Raw genomic sequence first — 14,950 nt, forward strand, 5'->3', positions numbered from 1 at the left:
ACTCTGCGGGTGCGGGTCGTACGGGGCTGGTCGCGCCGTTCCCCGCGCCCCTGAAAAGCCGGTTGCCTGGAGCCTGACCCCCGGCAGGCAAAGCAGCCCGCGCGCCCAGGCAAGCCGGTCCCGCCCCCGGCGAAGTGGATTTGCGTGTCTCGCCAGGGGCGGTCGGGGTTACTTGTTCTTTGCCGTCGACCAGGCGTGCTGGGTGGCCAGGTCCGCCTTCACCTCGGTGAGCTGGGTCGCGACCGCGCTCGGGGCCGTGCCGCCGCGGCCGTCGCGGGAGGCGAGGGCGCCGGGGACGTTGAGGACCGTGCGGACCTCGGGGGTGAGGTGGGCGGAGATCTTCGCGAACTGGTCGTCCGTGAGTTCGTCCAGCTCCTTGCCCTCCGCCTCGGCGGCCTTGACGCACTCGCCGGCGACCTCGTGGGCGACCCGGAAGGGGACGCCCTGCTTGACCAGCCACTCGGCGATGTCGGTGGCGAGGGAGAAGCCGGCCGGGGCCAGTTCCTCCATGCGCTCGCGGTGGACGGTGAGCGTGGCCATCATGCCGGTGAAGGCGGGGAGGAGGACCTCCAGCTGGTCGCAGGAGTCGAAGACCGGCTCCTTGTCCTCCTGGAGGTCACGGTTGTAGGCGAGGGGCAGCGCCTTCAGGGTGGCCATGAGGCCGGTGAGGTTGCCGATCAGGCGGCCGGACTTGCCCCGGGCGAGTTCGGCGATGTCCGGGTTCTTCTTCTGCGGCATGATCGACGAGCCCGTGGAGAACGCGTCGTGCAGGGTCACGAAGGAGAACTCCTTCGTGTTCCAGATGATGACCTCCTCGGCGATCCGGGAGAGGTTCACCCCGATCATCGCGGTGATGAAGGCGAACTCGGCGACGAAGTCACGGGAGGCCGTGCCGTCGATGGAGTTGCCGACGCTGCCGCGCTCGAAGCCGAGGTCCGCGGCGACCGCCTCCGGGTCCAGGCCCAGGGAGGAGCCGGCCAGGGCGCCGGAGCCATACGGCGACACGGCCGTCCGCTCGTCCCACTGGCGCAGCCGCTCGGCGTCCCGGGACAGGGACTGGACGTGGGCGAGGACGTGGTGGGCGAAGAGCACGGGCTGGGCGTGCTGGAGGTGGGTGCGGCCGGGCATCGCCACGTCGGGGTGGGCCTCGGCCAGGCCGACCAGCGCGTCCTGGAGGTCGGCGACGAGGCCGCCGATGATCCGGGCGTGGTCCCGCAGGTACATCCGGAAGAGGGTCGCCACCTGGTCGTTGCGCGAGCGGCCGGCGCGCAGCTTGCCGCCGAGGTCCGCGCCGAGGCGCTCCAGCAGGCCCCGCTCCAGGGCGGTGTGGACGTCCTCGTCGGCGATGGTGCCGGTGAAGGAGCCGTCGGCGACGTCCGCCTCCAGCCGGTCCAGGCCCGCGAGCATGCGCTGGAGCTCGTCCTCGGTGAGCAGGCCCGCCTTGTGCAGCACGCGGGCGTGGGCACGCGAACCGGCGATGTCGTACGGCGCGAGGCGCCAGTCGAAGTGGACGGACGCGGACAGCTTGGCCAGGGCCTCGGCGGGACCGTCGGCGAAACGACCGCCCCAGAGCCGGACGTCACCGCTGTTGCTGCTCACTTGCGTTGCTCCTCATCGCCGCGTTCGGGGTCGTGCACGAGTCGTTCTGCATGATTATGCAGAGCTCTGCATGATTCGTCAATCTGACGGATTTTTTGAAGGTTCATTGAACAAGGGAAACCGCTTGCGCGTACCTCTCGCCGAACGCAGGCGCCGCGTTCGTACATCGCACCTGTCACGAACGACACCCCTGACCCGAGTGAGGCATCCGTATGTCCAGGGCCCTTCCGAAGTACAACAAGCGCCGCGTCGCGTTCGTCGGCGGCGCTGCCGCGCTGGCGCTGACCGGGGCCATCGTCGCCGGTACCGCGCTCGCCGGGGAGACGTCCAAGAGCAACGGTACGAACGCGCGGACCCTCGCAGGACCCGGCACGATCACCTGCCCGGACGTGGCCTCGCAGCTGCCCGCGATCCCGGCGACCGCGCAGGCCGAGGTCGACCGCAACCTCACTCTCCTCCAGACCCAGATCGACGAGGCCAACCAGCGGCTCATCGACACCGTCGGCCAGGGCGGCGCCAACTTCGTCCAGAACGCCATCCTCGGCCCGCTGGAGGACAAGCGGATCGCCGTCGTCAACCGCATCGCCACCGCCATCGGCCGCACCGCCGACCGACCCCAGGGACTGGAGGCGCTCGCGCCCTGCACCCTGAACGCGGACGGCGCCGCCGGCACCGGCGAGGACGCGGGCGGCGACGCCGGCGCGGGCGAGGAGGCGGGCGGGGAGGCCGAGGCCACGCCGAGCGCGACGGCCACGGACGCCGCCGGGGACACCGGTGAGGACGCGGGCGGCGACGCGACCGGCGTCGGCACGATCAGCTGCCCGGACGTCGCCTCGCAGCTGCCCGCGATCCCGGCGACCGCGCAGGCCGAGGTCGACCGCAACCTCACTCTCCTCCAGACCCAGATCGACGAGGCCAACCAGCGGCTCATCGACACCGTCGGCCAGGGCGGCGCCAACTTCGTCCAGAACGCCATCCTCGGCCCGCTGGAGGACAAGCGCGTCTCCACGATCGACCGTATCGCCATCTCCATCGGCCGTACCGCCGAGAAGCCCCAGGGCCTCGACTCCCTGGCTGCCTGCACGTTGAACAAGTGACGTGACAGGCACTGTGGCCGCCCCGAGTTCTGCGCCGGCCGGGGCGGCCACAGCCATGTACCGGAAGAGACACGAACGGAGGGCGGAATTCCTTCGACAGGCGAAAGAGTCGCGCCCATAATCGTTAGACATGGGAAAGACCTATGAGCGCATAGACGGCCGGCTGCGCACCTTCATCGAGGAGCAGCCCCTTTTCTTCACCGCGACCGCGCCCCTCACGGGCGACGGAACGGTGAACCTCTCCCCCAAGGGCCTGCGGGGGTCCTTCGTGGTCCTGGACGAACTCACCGTGGCGTACCTGGACTTCGCGGGGTCCACCGCGGAGACGATCGCGCATCTGCGGGAGAACGGCCGGATCACCCTCATGTGGTGCGCGTTCCAGGGACCGCCCAACATCGTCCGCGTCCACGGACACGGCGAGGCCGTCCTGCGCGACGACCCCCGGTTCGGAGAACTCCTCGCCCGCTTCCCCGACATCGACCCGAGCCTGCACGGCCTGCGGGCGATCATCGTCGTGACGGCCAGGACCGTCCGGGACTCCTGCGGCTACGCGGTGCCCTTCATGACCTACGACGAGGACCGCGACCTGCACGGCAGGCGGTTCGCGCGGGAGGACGACGCGTCGCTGAGCGCCTACTTCGAGAAGAAGGAGCACATCGCGACGAGCCTGGATGGCCTACCCGGGCTGCCGTTGCCGCTGCCGCCCTCTACCGTCTGAAGCCATGGGCTCCCCCGCCGCCGTGACGGCTCTCGTGTCCGCGTCCCTTCTCACGCTCGGCGCCGCACCGGCCGCCTCCGCCGGTCAACTCCCGCTGCCCGCCCGGATGGCCGACACCGGGCGCGGCACCCAGCTCGTCACCGCCGTGGCCGCGCGGACGACCTCCACGACCGGCACGGTCACCTGGTGGGACCTGCGCGACGGGCGGTGGGTGAAGGCCGGTTCGGCCAAGGCCCGGTTCGGGGCGAAGGGGCTCGTCGAGGGCACCGTCCGCAAGCAGGGCACCAACACCACGCCCACCGGGCTCTACCACCTGCCCTACGCGTTCGGCGTCAAGGCGGCCCCCGCCGGCACGGACTACAAGTACCGTGCCGTGCGCGGCGGTTCCTGGTGGTGTCAGGACAACGGCTCGCGGGCCTACAACCGCTGGACCGAGCCCCGTCCCGCCGACTGCCGGGCCGCCGAGTCCGAGCGGCTGGCCGACTACCCGACGCAGTACGCGCACGCCATGGTCATCGGCTTCAACTACGACAGGCCGGTGCGCGGCCGGGGCGCCGGGATCTTCCTGCACGTCAACGGCAGCGGGGCGACGGCGGGTTGCGTCTCCGTGCCCGTCGAGGCGATGCGGAAGATCCTGAAGTGGGCCGATTCCGGACGTGCTCCGCACATCGCCATCGGCACGACCGGCGGGCGAACGGCGATCACGCGTTACTGAGCCGTAAGACACGGCTGAACACACGGGCGTCACGGCACGTACTTCAGGGCCAAGGGACCACGCCAACCCCTTTGTTCCGTCCCCGGAGGAACCGTGACCACCACGCTCGCAGGCGGGCGCGCCGCCCGCCGCCAGACGATGCGCCGTATCCGTCCGCGCCGCTCCCCGGCCGTCCCGCTGGTCGTCGCCCTGTGGGCGGGGGCGGCGGCGGTGCTGTGGCTGTGGTGGGACAACACACCGTCCCTCGCGGACAACACCGCCAAGATCCTCGCCGCCGGGCGGATCACCGGACTGCTCGCCGGCTATCTGATGGCGCTCGTGGTGCTCCAGATGGCCCGGGTGCCCGCGCTGGAGCGGCGGGTCGGTTCGGACCGGGTGGCGCGCTGGCACGCGATGAGCGGCCGGTACACGGTGAGCCTGGTCATCGCGCACATCTTCCTGATCACCTGGGCGTACGCGCTCCAGGCGGGCAAGTCGCTCGGCTATGTGGTGCAGCAGTTCATCGACATGCTGGGCACGCTGCCGGACATGGGCAAGGCCGCGATCGGCGCCGGTCTGCTGCTGGTCATCGCGTTCCTGTCGATCGGCGGGGTGCGGCGCCGGATCCCGTACGACACCTGGTACCACATCCATCTGCTGATGTACGCCGCGGTGTTCCTGACGTTCTGGCACCAGATCAGCACGGGCAACGAGTTCGCCGTCGAGCCCCTCGCGCAGACCTTCTGGTACGGCCTGTACGGCGTCGTCACCGCGCTGGTGCTCTGGTACCGCATCCTCACCCCGATCCGGCTCAACCTGCGGCACCGCATGTACGTCGAGGCCGTGATCGAGGAGACGCCGGGCATCGTGTCGGTGCTGATCGGCGGGCGCAAGCTGCACCGGATGGGCGCACAGGCCGGGCAGTTCTTCCGGTGGCGGTTCCTGGCGCCCGGGATGACGTTCAGCTCGCACCCGTACTCGCTGTCGGCGGCGCCCCGCCCCGACATGCTGCGGATCACGGTGAAGGCGATCGGCGACCACACGATGCGGCTGCGCGAGCTGCGGCCCGGCACCAAGGTGTGGGCCGAGGGCCCGTACGGCGCGCTGACCGCGCAGCGGCGCAGCCAGGGCAAGGTGCTGCTGGTCGCGGGCGGGGTCGGCATCACCCCGATGCGGGCGCTGTTCGAGACGCTGCCGGGGGCGTCCGGTGACATCACGCTGCTGTACCGGGCCAACAGCACCCAGGACCTGGCGCTGTGGGACGAGTTGGCGGCGATCGCCGACGAGCGGGGCGCGCGGCTGATGTACGCGGTGAACAGCCCGGACGGCGAGCGGCCCGACATCTCGGCAGAGCGGTTGCAGCAGAAGCTGCCGGACATCGAGGAGCACGACGTCTTCATGTGCGGGCCGCCCGGCTTCGCCCAGGGCGTGTACGAGGCGCTGCGCGGCGCCGGTGTGCCGGCCCGTCGTATCCATCACGAGTCGTTCGAGATGTGAGCGACCGGACGGTCGCCTCCCAGGCACGGCGCAACTCCCCAGTCACCGCTCACGACTTCTAGGACTTCAGGAGCATCAGAACCCATGAGGAAGAGTCACCCGATCCGGCGTGTCGTCCTGGCCGGCGCCGCCACGGTCTCCGGGATCGTGCTGCTGCTGTCGCTGAAGCCGTCGAGCGATCCGACGGCGGAGGCGGCGGGCACCCCGCCCGCGGCCTCGGCCCAGGGCGGCGCCCAGGCGGCCGGGACCTCCACGGTCACCGGCGACGCCGCGCAGACCCAGTACGGCGCGGTCCAGGTCCGCATCACGGTCAGCGGCAACAGGATCACCAAGGCGGAGACGGTCAAGGCGCCCAGCGGCGGCCAGAGCACCCAGAAGACCGAACTCGCCGTCCCCAAGCTCAACGCGGCCGTCGTCGCCCAGCAGAGCGCGGACATCGACTCGGTGTCCGGCGCCACCTACACCAGCACGGGCTACAAGCAGTCCCTCCAGTCGGCCATCGACAAGGCCAACGCGGCGGCGGCGCAGCAGCCGTCCGAGGGCGCCACGCAGGCCTCCTTCTCCGGTGACACGGTGAAGACGCAGTACGGGGACGTGCAGGTCCGGATCACCGTCAGCGGCAACAAGATCACCAAGGCCGAGGCGGTCAAGGCGCCCAGCGGCGGCCAGAGCACCCAGAAGACCGAACTCGCCGTCCCCAAGCTCAACGCGGCCGTCGTCGCCCAGCAGACCGCCGACGTCGACTCGGTGTCCGGCGCCACCTACACCAGCGCCGGCTACAAGAAGTCCCTCCAGTCGGCCATCGACAAGGCCAACGCGGCGGCGGGCGCCGCGCAGCCCTCCGAGAGCGCGGGCGGCAGCGCCGAGGCCGCCTCGAAGACACTCACCGGCGAGGTCGTGGAGACCGAGTACGGCGACGTCCAGGTCCGGATCACGGTCAGCAACGGCAAGATCACCAAGGCCGAGGCCGTGAAGGCGCCGAGCGGCGGCCAGAGCACCCAGAAGACCGAGCTGGCGGTGCCGAAGCTCAACGCGGCGGCGGTGGCGGCGGGCAGCGCGGAGATCGACTCGGTGTCCGGCGCGACCTACACCAGCACGGGCTACAAGAAGTCCCTCCAGTCGGCGTTGGACCAGGCCGGTGGCTGACACCGTGACCGAGCCGACACAAGCTCCCGCCGCGGTGCGTCATGCGGAGGAGGTCATGGGGACCGTCTTCTCCTTCGACGTCCGCGGCGGGGATCCCGACACCGTCCAGGCGGCGCTGGCCGAGGCGGTCACGGGACTGCACCGCGTCGACGCGGTGTTCAGCACCTACCGCGAGGACAGCCAGCTCTCCCGGCTCGCCCGCGGTGAGCTGACCGTCGAGGAGTGCTCCCCCGAGGTCGCCGAGGTCCTCGAACTGGGCGCCGAGGCGGAGCGGGTCAGCGACGGCTGGTTCAGCATGCGCTACGAGGGCCGCCTCGACCCGACCGGCATCGTCAAGGGCTGGGCGGTGGAACGCGCGGCCCGGCGGCTGCTGGCGGCCGGCGCGACCGGCGTGAACCTCAACGGCGGCGGTGACGTGCAGTTGCTCGGTACGCCGGGGCAGCAGCGTCCCTGGCGGGTGGGGGTCGCCGATCCGCTGCGTCCGGGGGGTCTGGCGGCGGTCGTCTCGGCGGCCGGCGCGGACGAACTGGCCGTCGCGACCTCCGGGACGGCCGAGCGCGGCGCCCACATCGTCGATCCGCGCACCGGCCGCTCCGCGGTGACCGACCTGGTCGCCGTGACGGTCGTCGCCCCGACGGTCACCTGGGCGGACTGCTGGGCCACGGCAGCCTTCGCGATGGGCTCCCGCGAGGGCCTGAACTGGCTGGAGTCGCTCCCGGACGTCGAAGCCCTGCTGATCACGGCGGGCGACGAGGTCAGATGCACAGGAGGCCTGGCCTCCCGCCTGGGCTGACCCGCGCAGCGGGGCAGTCAAGGGGCGCGGGAAACGGCGCGACCAGCCCTCACCGCCCCGCAGCCGAAACACAAGCGAAGGCCCCACCCACCCCAGGGGCGCGGGGAACGGCGCGAACGACCCCCACCGCCCGACAGCCGAAAAACGAGCCGTGGCCCCCCTCACCCCAGGGGCGCGAGGAACTGCGCGAACAACCCCCACCGGCGGTCAGCCGAAACACAGAGCCGCGTCCCCCAAAGCACAGCACAGCGCAGCGCAGCGCTCAGTGATGGTTCTGCGCCAGTCGCAGCAAGTGCTCCGCCAGCGCCTGCCCGCCCACCGGGTCCCGGCTGATCAGCAGCAGCGTGTCGTCGCCCGCGATCGTCCCGAGGATGTCGTGCAGTTCGGCCTGGTCGATGGACGAGGCCAGGAACTGGGCGGCCCCCGGCGGCGTCCGCAGGACGACCAGGTTCGCGGACGCCTCCGCGGAGATCAGCAGCTCCTGCGAGAGCCGCCGCATCCGCTCCTCCTTCGCCGACTCACCGAGCGGCGCGCGCGGCGTACGGAACCCGCCCTCGCTGGGCACCGCGTAGATGAGATCGCCGTCGGTGTTGCGGATCTTCACCGCGTTCAGCTCGTCGAGGTCCCGGGAGAGCGTCGCCTGGGTGACGCTCAGCCCGTCGTCGGCGAGCAGCTTCGCGAGCTGGCTCTGCGACCGCACCGGCTGCCGGTTGAGGATGTCCACGATCCGGCGGTGCCGCGCGGTGCGGGTCTGCGGCACGGCGGGCCCGCCGTTCTGCTCGTGCTCCTGCGCCTGGCTCATCGACGTCTCATCTCTCCGGCTCATCCGTCCCCGCGGGCCACGTCCAGGACGCCGGGCAGCGCCTGGAGCAACGCCTCCACCTCGCCGTCGCCGAGGTTCAGCGGCGGCATCAGTCGTACGACATCGGGGGCGGGCGCGTTCACCAGGAAACCGGCGTCCTGAGCCGCCTGCTGCGCCTGGGGCGCGAGCGGCTCGGTGAGCACGATACCCAGGAGCAGTCCGGAGCCCCTGACGTGGGAGACCAGTGGGTGTCCGAGCGCCTCGACGCCCTCGCTCAGCGCGGCGCTCTGCCGCTTGACGTTCTCCAGCAGTCCCTCGGCCTCGATGGTGTCGAGGACGGCGAGTCCGGCGGCGCAGGCGACGGGGTTGCCGCCGAACGTCGTGCCGTGGTGTCCCGGCCGGAGCAGCTCCGCGGCGCGCCCGAAGGCGACGGTCGCGCCGAGCGGGAGCCCGCCGCCGAGCTGCTTGGCGAGGGTGACCACGTCGGGCAGGACGCCTTCGTGGGCCTGGTACTCGAACCAGTTGCCTGTCCGGCCGATGCCGGTCTGCACCTCGTCGAGGACGAGCAGGGCGCCCTTGGCGGCGGTGATGGCCCGGGCGGCCTTGAGGTAGCCGACGGGCGGGACGACGACGCCGTTCTCGCCCTGGATCGGCTCGATGACGACGAGGGCGGTGTCCTCGGTGACGGCGGCGGCGAGCGCCTGCGGGTCGCCGTAGGGGACGTGGGTGACGTCGCCGGGCAGCGGCAGGAAGGGGTCCTGCTTGGCGGGCTGGCCGGTGAGGGCGAGGGCGCCCATGGTGCGGCCGTGGAAGCCGCCGTGGGTGGCGACCATGTGGCCGCGCCCGGTGAGCCGGCCGATCTTGAAGGCGGCCTCGTTGGCCTCGGCGCCGGAGTTGCAGAAGAACACGCGGCCGTCGCGGCCGAAGAGGCGCAGCAGCCGTTCGGCGAGGGTGACGGTCGGTTCGGCCATGAAGAAGTTGGAGATGTGGCCGAGGGACGCGATCTGGGTGCTCACGGCCTCGACGATCGCCGGGTGGGCGTGGCCGAGGGCGTTGGTGGCGATGCCGCCGACGAAGTCGAGGTACTGCCGGCCGGCGGAGTCCCAGACCTTGAGGCCCTCGCCTCGGACGAGGGGCAGGCGCGGGGTGCCGTAGTTGTTCATGAGCGAGCCCTGCCACCGCTGGGTCAGCTCTTCGTTGCCGCTCATCCGGCGTTCCCCTCCTGCGCGTCGGGCACGACCATCGTGCCGATGCCTTCGTCCGTGAAGATCTCCAGCAGGATCGAGTGCTGGACCCGCCCGTCGATGACGCGGGCCGTGGTGACGCCGTTGCGCACGGCGTGCAGGCAGCCCTCCATCTTGGGGACCATGCCGGCGCTCAGGTCCGGCAGGAGCTTCTCCAGTTGGGAAGCGGTGAGGCGGCTGATCACCTCGTCGGAGTGGGGCCAGTCCTCGTAGAGGCCCTCGACGTCCGTGAGGACCATGAGCGTCTCCGCTCCCAGCGCAGCCGCGAGTGCCGCAGCCGCCGTATCAGCATTGACGTTGTAGACATGTCCGTCGTCCTGGCTCCGGGCGATCGAGGAGACGACCGGGATGCGGCCGTCGGCGAGGAGTGCCTCGATCGCGCCCGTGTCGATCGCGGTGATCTCGCCCACCCTGCCGATGTCGACCAACTCGCCGTCGATCTCGGGCTGGTGCTTGGTGGCGGTGATGGTGTGCGCGTCCTCGCCGGTCAACCCGACGGCGAGCGGCCCGTGTTCGTTGAGGAGGTTGACCAGCTCGCGCTGCACCTGCCCGGCCAGCACCATCCGTACGACGTCCATGGCGTCCTCGGTGGTGACCCGCAGGCCGGCCTTGAACTCGCTGACGATGCCGTGCTTGTCGAGGGCGGCGCTGATCTGGGGGCCGCCGCCGTGCACGACGACGGGCTTGAGCCCGGCGTGGTGCAGGAAGACGACGTCCTGGGCGAACGCGGCCTTCAGGTCCTCGTCGATCATGGCGTTGCCGCCGAACTTGATGACGACGGTCCGGCCGTTGTGCTTGACCAGCCAGGGCAGGGCCTCGATGAGGATCTGGGCCTTGGGGAGTGCGGTGTGCTTCCGCGTGGGGCTGCTCATGAGGAGTAGGCGCTGTTCTCGTGGACGTAGTCCGCGGTGAGGTCGTTGGTCCAGATCGTGGCGGTCGCGGACCCGGCGGCGAGGTCGGCGACGATGTGCACCTCGCGGTAGCGCATGTCGACGGTGTCGCGGTCCTCGCCGACGCCGCCGTTCTTGCAGACCCACACGCCGTTGATGGCGACGTTGAGCTCGTCCGGCTCGAAGGCGGCCCGGGTGGTGCCGATGGCGGACAGGACGCGGCCCCAGTTGGGGTCCTCGCCGTGGATCGCGCACTTGAGGAGGTTGTTGCGGGCGATGGAGCGCCCGACCTCGACGGCGTCCTCCTCGGTGTGCGCGTTGACCACCTCGACCTTGATGTCCTTGCTGGCGCCCTCGGCGTCCCGGATGAGCTGCTGCCCGAGGTCGTCGCAGACGGCGCGCACGGCCTCGGCGAACTCAGCCTGGTCCGGGGTGACTTCGGCGGCGCCGGAGGCGAGCAGGAGGACGGTGTCGTTGGTGGACATGCAGCCGTCGGAGTCGACGCGGTCGAAGGTGGTGCGGGTCGCGGCCCGCAGCGCCCGGTCCAGGCCCTCGCTGTCGACGTCGGCGTCGGTAGTGAGGACGACGAGCATGGTGGCGAGGCCGGGGGCGAGCATGCCCGCGCCCTTGGCCATGCCGCCGACGGTCCAGCCGTCCCGGGTGACGACGGACGTCTTGTGGACGGAGTCGGTGGTCTTGATGGCGATGGCGGCCTTCTCGCCGCCGTGCTCGGAGAGCTGGGCGGCGGCCGTGTCGACGCCCGGAAGGAGCTTGTCCATCGGCAGCAGGACGCCGATGAGGCCGGTGGAGGCGACGGCGACCTCGATGGCGCCGACGCCGAGGACGTCGGCGACCTTCTCGGCGGTGGCGTGGGTGTCCTGGAACCCCTTGGGGCCCGTACAGGCGTTGGCGCCGCCGGAGTTGAGGACGACCGCCGTCAACCGCCCGTCCTGGAGGACCTGTTCGGTCCACTGGACCGGGGCGGCCTTCACGCGGTTGGAGGTGAAGACACCGGCGGCGGCGCGGCGGGGCCCGTCGTTGACCACGAGGGCCAGGTCGGGGTTGCCGTTCTCCTTGATCCCGGCGGCGATGCCCGCTGCCCGGAATCCCTTGGCTGCCGTGACGCTCACGGTGCGACTCCGATCGTGGAAAGGCCGGTGGACTCGTCGAGTCCGAGGGCGATGTTCATGCTCTGTACGGCACCGCCCGCGGTGCCCTTGGTGAGGTTGTCGATGGCGCTGATCGCGATGATGCGGCCCGCGGCCTCGTCGTACGCGACCTGCACCTGAACGGCGTTGGAACCGTGGACGGACGCCGTGGCGGGCCACTGTCCCTCGGGGAGCAGGTGGACGAAGGGCTCCTCGGCGTAGGCCTTCTCGTAGGCGGCGCGGACGGACTCGGCGGTGACGCCGGGCTCGGCCTTGACGCTGCACGTGGCGAGGATGCCGCGGGGCATCGGCGCGAGGGTGGGGGTGAAGGAGACGGTGACGGCCTGGCCCGCGACCCCGCTGAGGTTCTGGATCATCTCGGGGGTGTGCCGGTGGCCGCCGCCGACGCCGTACGGCGACATGGAGCCCATGACCTCGCTGCCCAGCAGGTGCGCCTTGGGCGCCTTGCCCGCGCCGGAGGTACCGGAGGCGGCGACGACGACGGCCTCGTGTCCGGCGATCTGGGCCGCGTAGGCGGGGTAGAGGGCGAGGGAGACGGCGGTGGGGTAGCAACCGGGCACCGCGATGCGCTTGGACCCCTCCAGCGCGGCGCGGGCACCCGGCAGTTCGGGGAGGCCGTAGGGCCAGGTTCCCGCGTGCGGGGAGCCGTAGAACTTCTCCCAGTCGGCGGCGTCCCTGAGCCGGAAGTCGGCGCCCATGTCGACGACGAGGACGTCCGGGCCGAGCTGCTCGGCGACGGCGGCGGACTGGCCGTGGGGCAGGGCGAGGAAGACGACGTCGTGGCCCGCGAGGACCTCGGCCGTGGTCTCCTGAAGGACGCGCCCGGCCAGCGGCAGCAGATGCGGCTGGAGCGCGCCCAGCTTCTGCCCGGCGTTGGAGTTGCCGGTCAGGGCACCGATCTCGACCTCGGGGTGCGCGAGGAGCAGGCGCAGGACCTCACCGCCCGCGTATCCGCTCGCTCCGGCCACCGCCGCACGTACCGCCATGTCACCCTCCTTCTAGATGGCATGACTATACGTATCGCTGCACGTTTATGCAATCCAGTATCCGGGTGACCGGCACGCCGGATGTGACCGAGAACTTTAGTTGGCGAATCATGGTTCTGAGAGGCGCAGGTCGGGAGCGAGTGGAGACTTCTTGTTGGCGAATCATGAGAGGGATAGTTGGCGGATCATGATTGGGACCGTTCACTCTCCGTGACAGGTAGCAGTTCTACCGGCGATGACATCGGTGAGGCGAATGTCCTGGTTAGCTGATCTTCCGGCCGTACGCGCTGAAGGCAGGGCCTCCTGGTGGCTCGGGGTGCGACCCCAGTCCCCGCACCGGTGACCACATCGCTTCTGTGAGCGGTTTGCGCGTGTTGCCGCTTGGCCCGCGACTACTGAGGTTTTCGTTCTGTTGTCGGTGGTGGCAGGTAGTGATCCCTGCGGTATGCCGGTGGCATGCGGTACGCGCAGAGTGGGGGCCTGACCGCTGAGCGGCGGGCGTTTCGTGAACAGGTGCGTCTGGAGGCCGAGGTCCGGTTCGAGGCGGGTGAGAAGACATCGGCGATCGCCCGGGATCTGCGGGTCAGCGAGCGGTCGGTGGAGCGCTGGCGGCGGGCCTGGCGCGAGGGCGGCGTCCAGGCTTTGCGTTCGGCGGGTCCGGCGAGCGTGCCGAAGCTGTCAGCGGAGCAGTTAGCGGCGCTCGAGCATGAGCTGGGCAAGGGGCCGACCGCCCACGGATTCGAGGATCAGCGGTGGACGCTGGCCCGGGTCCAGGCGGTGATCGGACGCCAGTTCCGGATGCGGCTGTCCATCGCGACGGTGTGGCGGCTACTGAAACGGCACGGCTGGTCCTGGCAGGCCCCGGCCCGCCGGGCATTGGAGCGGGACAAGCACGCCGTGGAGATGTGGAAGCAGGAGGTGTGGCCGCGGGTAAAAGCACCCACCTCCGCGGCGGCGCTCGGGGCCTGGCTCGTCTTCAAGGACGAGGCCGGGTTCGCGATGACGCCGCCGCGCGCCCGCACCTGGGGCCGGCGTGGGCAGACGCCCGTGGTCCGGGTCCGGGGACGCTCCCGCCGTCGGATATCGGTGCCCGCCCTGTGCTGCTACAAGCCCGGCGAGTAGAGCAGGATGATCTATCGCCCCCGCTTCCACCTGCCGCTCCCGGGAGCCCGCAAGAGCTTCGCCTGGACCGACTACCGCAACCTCGCCGTTCGAGCGCACATCCAGCTCGGCGGCCCGATCGTCCTGGTCTGGGGCAACCTCAATACGCACCTGGCCGTCGGCATGAAGCAGTACGCGGCCGAACACGACTGGCTCACCGTCTTCCAACTACCCTCCCATGCACCGGACCTCAACCCGGTTGAAGGCCTTTGGTCGCTCTTACGCCGCGGCCCGACCGCGAACACCGCCTTCGCCGACCCGGACCACCTCACCCGCACCCTCCGACGCGGACTGCGGCGCATCCAACTCCGTCCCGCCCTCATCGATGGATGCCTGGCAGGCACCGGCCTGTCACTCACCCCACCGACGCCACCCTTAAAACCTCAGCAACCGGTCCGGCAGCGAGGTGGAGGAGAATGGTCCCGCGCAGGTCTCAGTGAGGCGGAGGGGCGAGGGGTGCTGTACGAAACCGCAAAAATGGCGCTGGAACAGCTCACGGACGATCGGGCCCTGGAACGGGTGGCCCTGCGAGTGCTCCGGAAGCGCTACCCCAATCTCCGCCTCACCAGCGCCACCGGTGACACCGGCCTCGACGGCTACGATCGCCCGTTGTTCGAGGACGAGATCGACGTCGCGCTGTGGGTGAGCATGCAGCGTACGTGGATCAAGAAGCTCGACATCGAGCTGGAGAAGCACAAGCAGCACGGGCGTACCGCGCCGGCCATCTTCGTGACGAACCGTTCGACGAACGACATCTCGAAGAAGAAGCAGAGGGAGCGGGCGAAGAGCGACTTCGGGGTGGACCTGGAGATCGTCGACCTCGGCGAGCTCGTCGTCGAGCTGGAGGCGGACGACCTGCGCTGGGTGGCCGAGACCGAGCTGGGGGTCCGCCCGCGCCGGCCCAGGGCCCTGGCCACTGCGGAGGTGTACCTGGATCGGCTCTCCCGCACGGTGCCGGGGATGGCCGCTGAGCTCCGCGGCACTGCCGAAATCGAGAATCAGCTCCGCACCCAGATCGCCCCGGAGTCTTCTGAGGACCGGGTCGTCGTGGTGGAGGGCCCTGGCGGCTGTGGGAAGACCAGGATCGCGATCGAGACGGCCCGGTCCGTCGCCACAACCCTGGTCGTCCCTTCTGGGGCTCCCTTCACGCTTGA

12 protein-coding genes and 2 pseudogenes are annotated in these 14,950 nt (G+C 70.7%); 8 read left to right on the forward strand and 6 right to left on the reverse strand.

The window, feature by feature from the left end:
- Window positions 1-168: 168 nt before the first annotated feature.
- A complete protein-coding gene (argH, locus tag ACIPSE_RS35495) occupies window positions 169-1,599 on the reverse strand; it encodes an argininosuccinate lyase (protein ID WP_401671035.1) in 1,431 nt (476 codons plus the stop codon).
- 212 nt (window positions 1,600-1,811) lie between these two features.
- Between argH and ACIPSE_RS35500 the strand changes: the two genes are divergently transcribed.
- The 6 genes from ACIPSE_RS35500 (at window position 1,812) to ACIPSE_RS35525 (ending at window position 7,544) form a co-directional block, all read left to right on the forward strand.
- Window positions 1,812-2,696 carry a hypothetical protein gene (locus ACIPSE_RS35500; protein WP_401671038.1) on the forward strand — a complete coding sequence of 295 codons (885 nt, stop codon included), beginning with the start codon at window positions 1,812-1,814 and terminating at the stop codon, window positions 2,694-2,696.
- 130 nt (window positions 2,697-2,826) lie between these two features.
- Window positions 2,827-3,414, forward strand: coding sequence for a pyridoxamine 5'-phosphate oxidase family protein (locus tag ACIPSE_RS35505; RefSeq protein WP_401671040.1), 588 nt, complete (start codon window positions 2,827-2,829; stop codon window positions 3,412-3,414).
- 4 nt (window positions 3,415-3,418) lie between these two features.
- Complete coding sequence (locus tag ACIPSE_RS35510) at window positions 3,419-4,129, forward strand: L,D-transpeptidase (RefSeq protein ID WP_401671042.1); 711 nt, start codon at window positions 3,419-3,421, stop codon at window positions 4,127-4,129.
- A 93-nt stretch (window positions 4,130-4,222) separates the two neighbouring features.
- Window positions 4,223-5,605 carry a ferric reductase-like transmembrane domain-containing protein gene (locus ACIPSE_RS35515; protein ID WP_401671044.1) on the forward strand — a complete coding sequence of 461 codons (1,383 nt, stop codon included), beginning with the start codon at window positions 4,223-4,225 and terminating at the stop codon, window positions 5,603-5,605.
- 84 nt (window positions 5,606-5,689) lie between these two features.
- Window positions 5,690-6,751 carry an FMN-binding protein gene (locus ACIPSE_RS35520; protein WP_401671047.1) on the forward strand — a complete coding sequence of 354 codons (1,062 nt, stop codon included), beginning with the start codon at window positions 5,690-5,692 and terminating at the stop codon, window positions 6,749-6,751.
- Window positions 6,752-6,806: 55 nt separating this feature from the next.
- Window positions 6,807-7,544: an FAD:protein FMN transferase gene (locus ACIPSE_RS35525; protein WP_401671049.1), complete on the forward strand. Its 738-nt coding sequence runs from the start codon at window positions 6,807-6,809 to the stop codon at window positions 7,542-7,544.
- Window positions 7,545-7,806: 262 nt separating this feature from the next.
- On the opposite strand, the gene ACIPSE_RS35530 is transcribed toward ACIPSE_RS35525, so the two are convergent.
- The 5 genes from ACIPSE_RS35530 to argC are packed head-to-tail and all read right to left on the reverse strand — an operon-like array spanning window position 7,807 to window position 12,635.
- Window positions 7,807-8,346 carry an arginine repressor gene (locus tag ACIPSE_RS35530; RefSeq protein WP_401671051.1) on the reverse strand — a complete coding sequence of 180 codons (540 nt, stop codon included), beginning with the start codon at window positions 8,344-8,346 and terminating at the stop codon, window positions 7,807-7,809.
- 20 nt (window positions 8,347-8,366) lie between these two features.
- Window positions 8,367-9,554 (reverse strand): acetylornithine transaminase, encoded by a 1,188-nt coding sequence (locus ACIPSE_RS35535; RefSeq protein ID WP_401671054.1) that lies wholly within the window; start codon window positions 9,552-9,554, stop codon window positions 8,367-8,369.
- Window positions 9,551-10,462: an acetylglutamate kinase gene (argB, locus tag ACIPSE_RS35540; protein ID WP_401671057.1), complete on the reverse strand. Its 912-nt coding sequence runs from the start codon at window positions 10,460-10,462 to the stop codon at window positions 9,551-9,553. Before argB ends, ACIPSE_RS35535 begins: the two co-directional genes overlap by 4 nt.
- Window positions 10,459-11,610, reverse strand: coding sequence for a bifunctional glutamate N-acetyltransferase/amino-acid acetyltransferase ArgJ (gene argJ, locus ACIPSE_RS35545; RefSeq protein WP_401671059.1), 1,152 nt, complete (start codon window positions 11,608-11,610; stop codon window positions 10,459-10,461). Before argJ ends, argB begins: the two co-directional genes overlap by 4 nt.
- On the reverse strand, window positions 11,607-12,635 hold the full coding sequence (gene argC, locus ACIPSE_RS35550; RefSeq protein WP_401671062.1) for an N-acetyl-gamma-glutamyl-phosphate reductase: 1,029 nt from the start codon (window positions 12,633-12,635) through the stop codon (window positions 11,607-11,609). The genes argJ and argC overlap by 4 nt, the downstream gene beginning before the upstream one ends.
- 456 nt (window positions 12,636-13,091) lie before the next feature.
- Here argC and ACIPSE_RS35555 point away from each other — a divergent pair.
- Window positions 13,092-13,235: pseudogene (locus ACIPSE_RS35555) on the forward strand (transposase); the annotation flags it as partial.
- Window positions 13,233-14,162 (forward strand): annotated as a pseudogene (locus ACIPSE_RS35560) (IS630 family transposase); the annotation flags it as partial. The pseudogenes ACIPSE_RS35555 and ACIPSE_RS35560, both read left to right, overlap by 3 nt.
- Window positions 14,163-14,950 lie beyond the last annotated feature (788 nt).

The organism is Streptomyces sp. NPDC090106 (genome assembly GCF_044747265.1).
GTDB lineage: Bacteria > Actinomycetota > Actinomycetes > Streptomycetales > Streptomycetaceae > Streptomyces.

Coding starts and splice junctions, on each gene's coding strand:
- argB (WP_401671057.1), bottom strand. CDS start 10,462: ATGAGCAGCCCCACGCGGAAGCACACCGCACTCCCCAAGGCCCAGATC.
- ACIPSE_RS35530 (WP_401671051.1), bottom strand. CDS start 8,346: ATGAGCCAGGCGCAGGAGCACGAGCAGAACGGCGGGCCCGCCGTGCCG.
- ACIPSE_RS35535 (WP_401671054.1), bottom strand. CDS start 9,554: ATGAGCGGCAACGAAGAGCTGACCCAGCGGTGGCAGGGCTCGCTCATG.
- ACIPSE_RS35520 (WP_401671047.1), top strand. CDS start 5,690: ATGAGGAAGAGTCACCCGATCCGGCGTGTCGTCCTGGCCGGCGCCGCC.
- ACIPSE_RS35505 (WP_401671040.1), top strand. CDS start 2,827: ATGGGAAAGACCTATGAGCGCATAGACGGCCGGCTGCGCACCTTCATC.
- ACIPSE_RS35525 (WP_401671049.1), top strand. CDS start 6,807: ATGGGGACCGTCTTCTCCTTCGACGTCCGCGGCGGGGATCCCGACACC.
- ACIPSE_RS35510 (WP_401671042.1), top strand. CDS start 3,419: ATGGGCTCCCCCGCCGCCGTGACGGCTCTCGTGTCCGCGTCCCTTCTC.
- argC (WP_401671062.1), bottom strand. CDS start 12,635: ATGGCGGTACGTGCGGCGGTGGCCGGAGCGAGCGGATACGCGGGCGGT.
- ACIPSE_RS35500 (WP_401671038.1), top strand. CDS start 1,812: ATGTCCAGGGCCCTTCCGAAGTACAACAAGCGCCGCGTCGCGTTCGTC.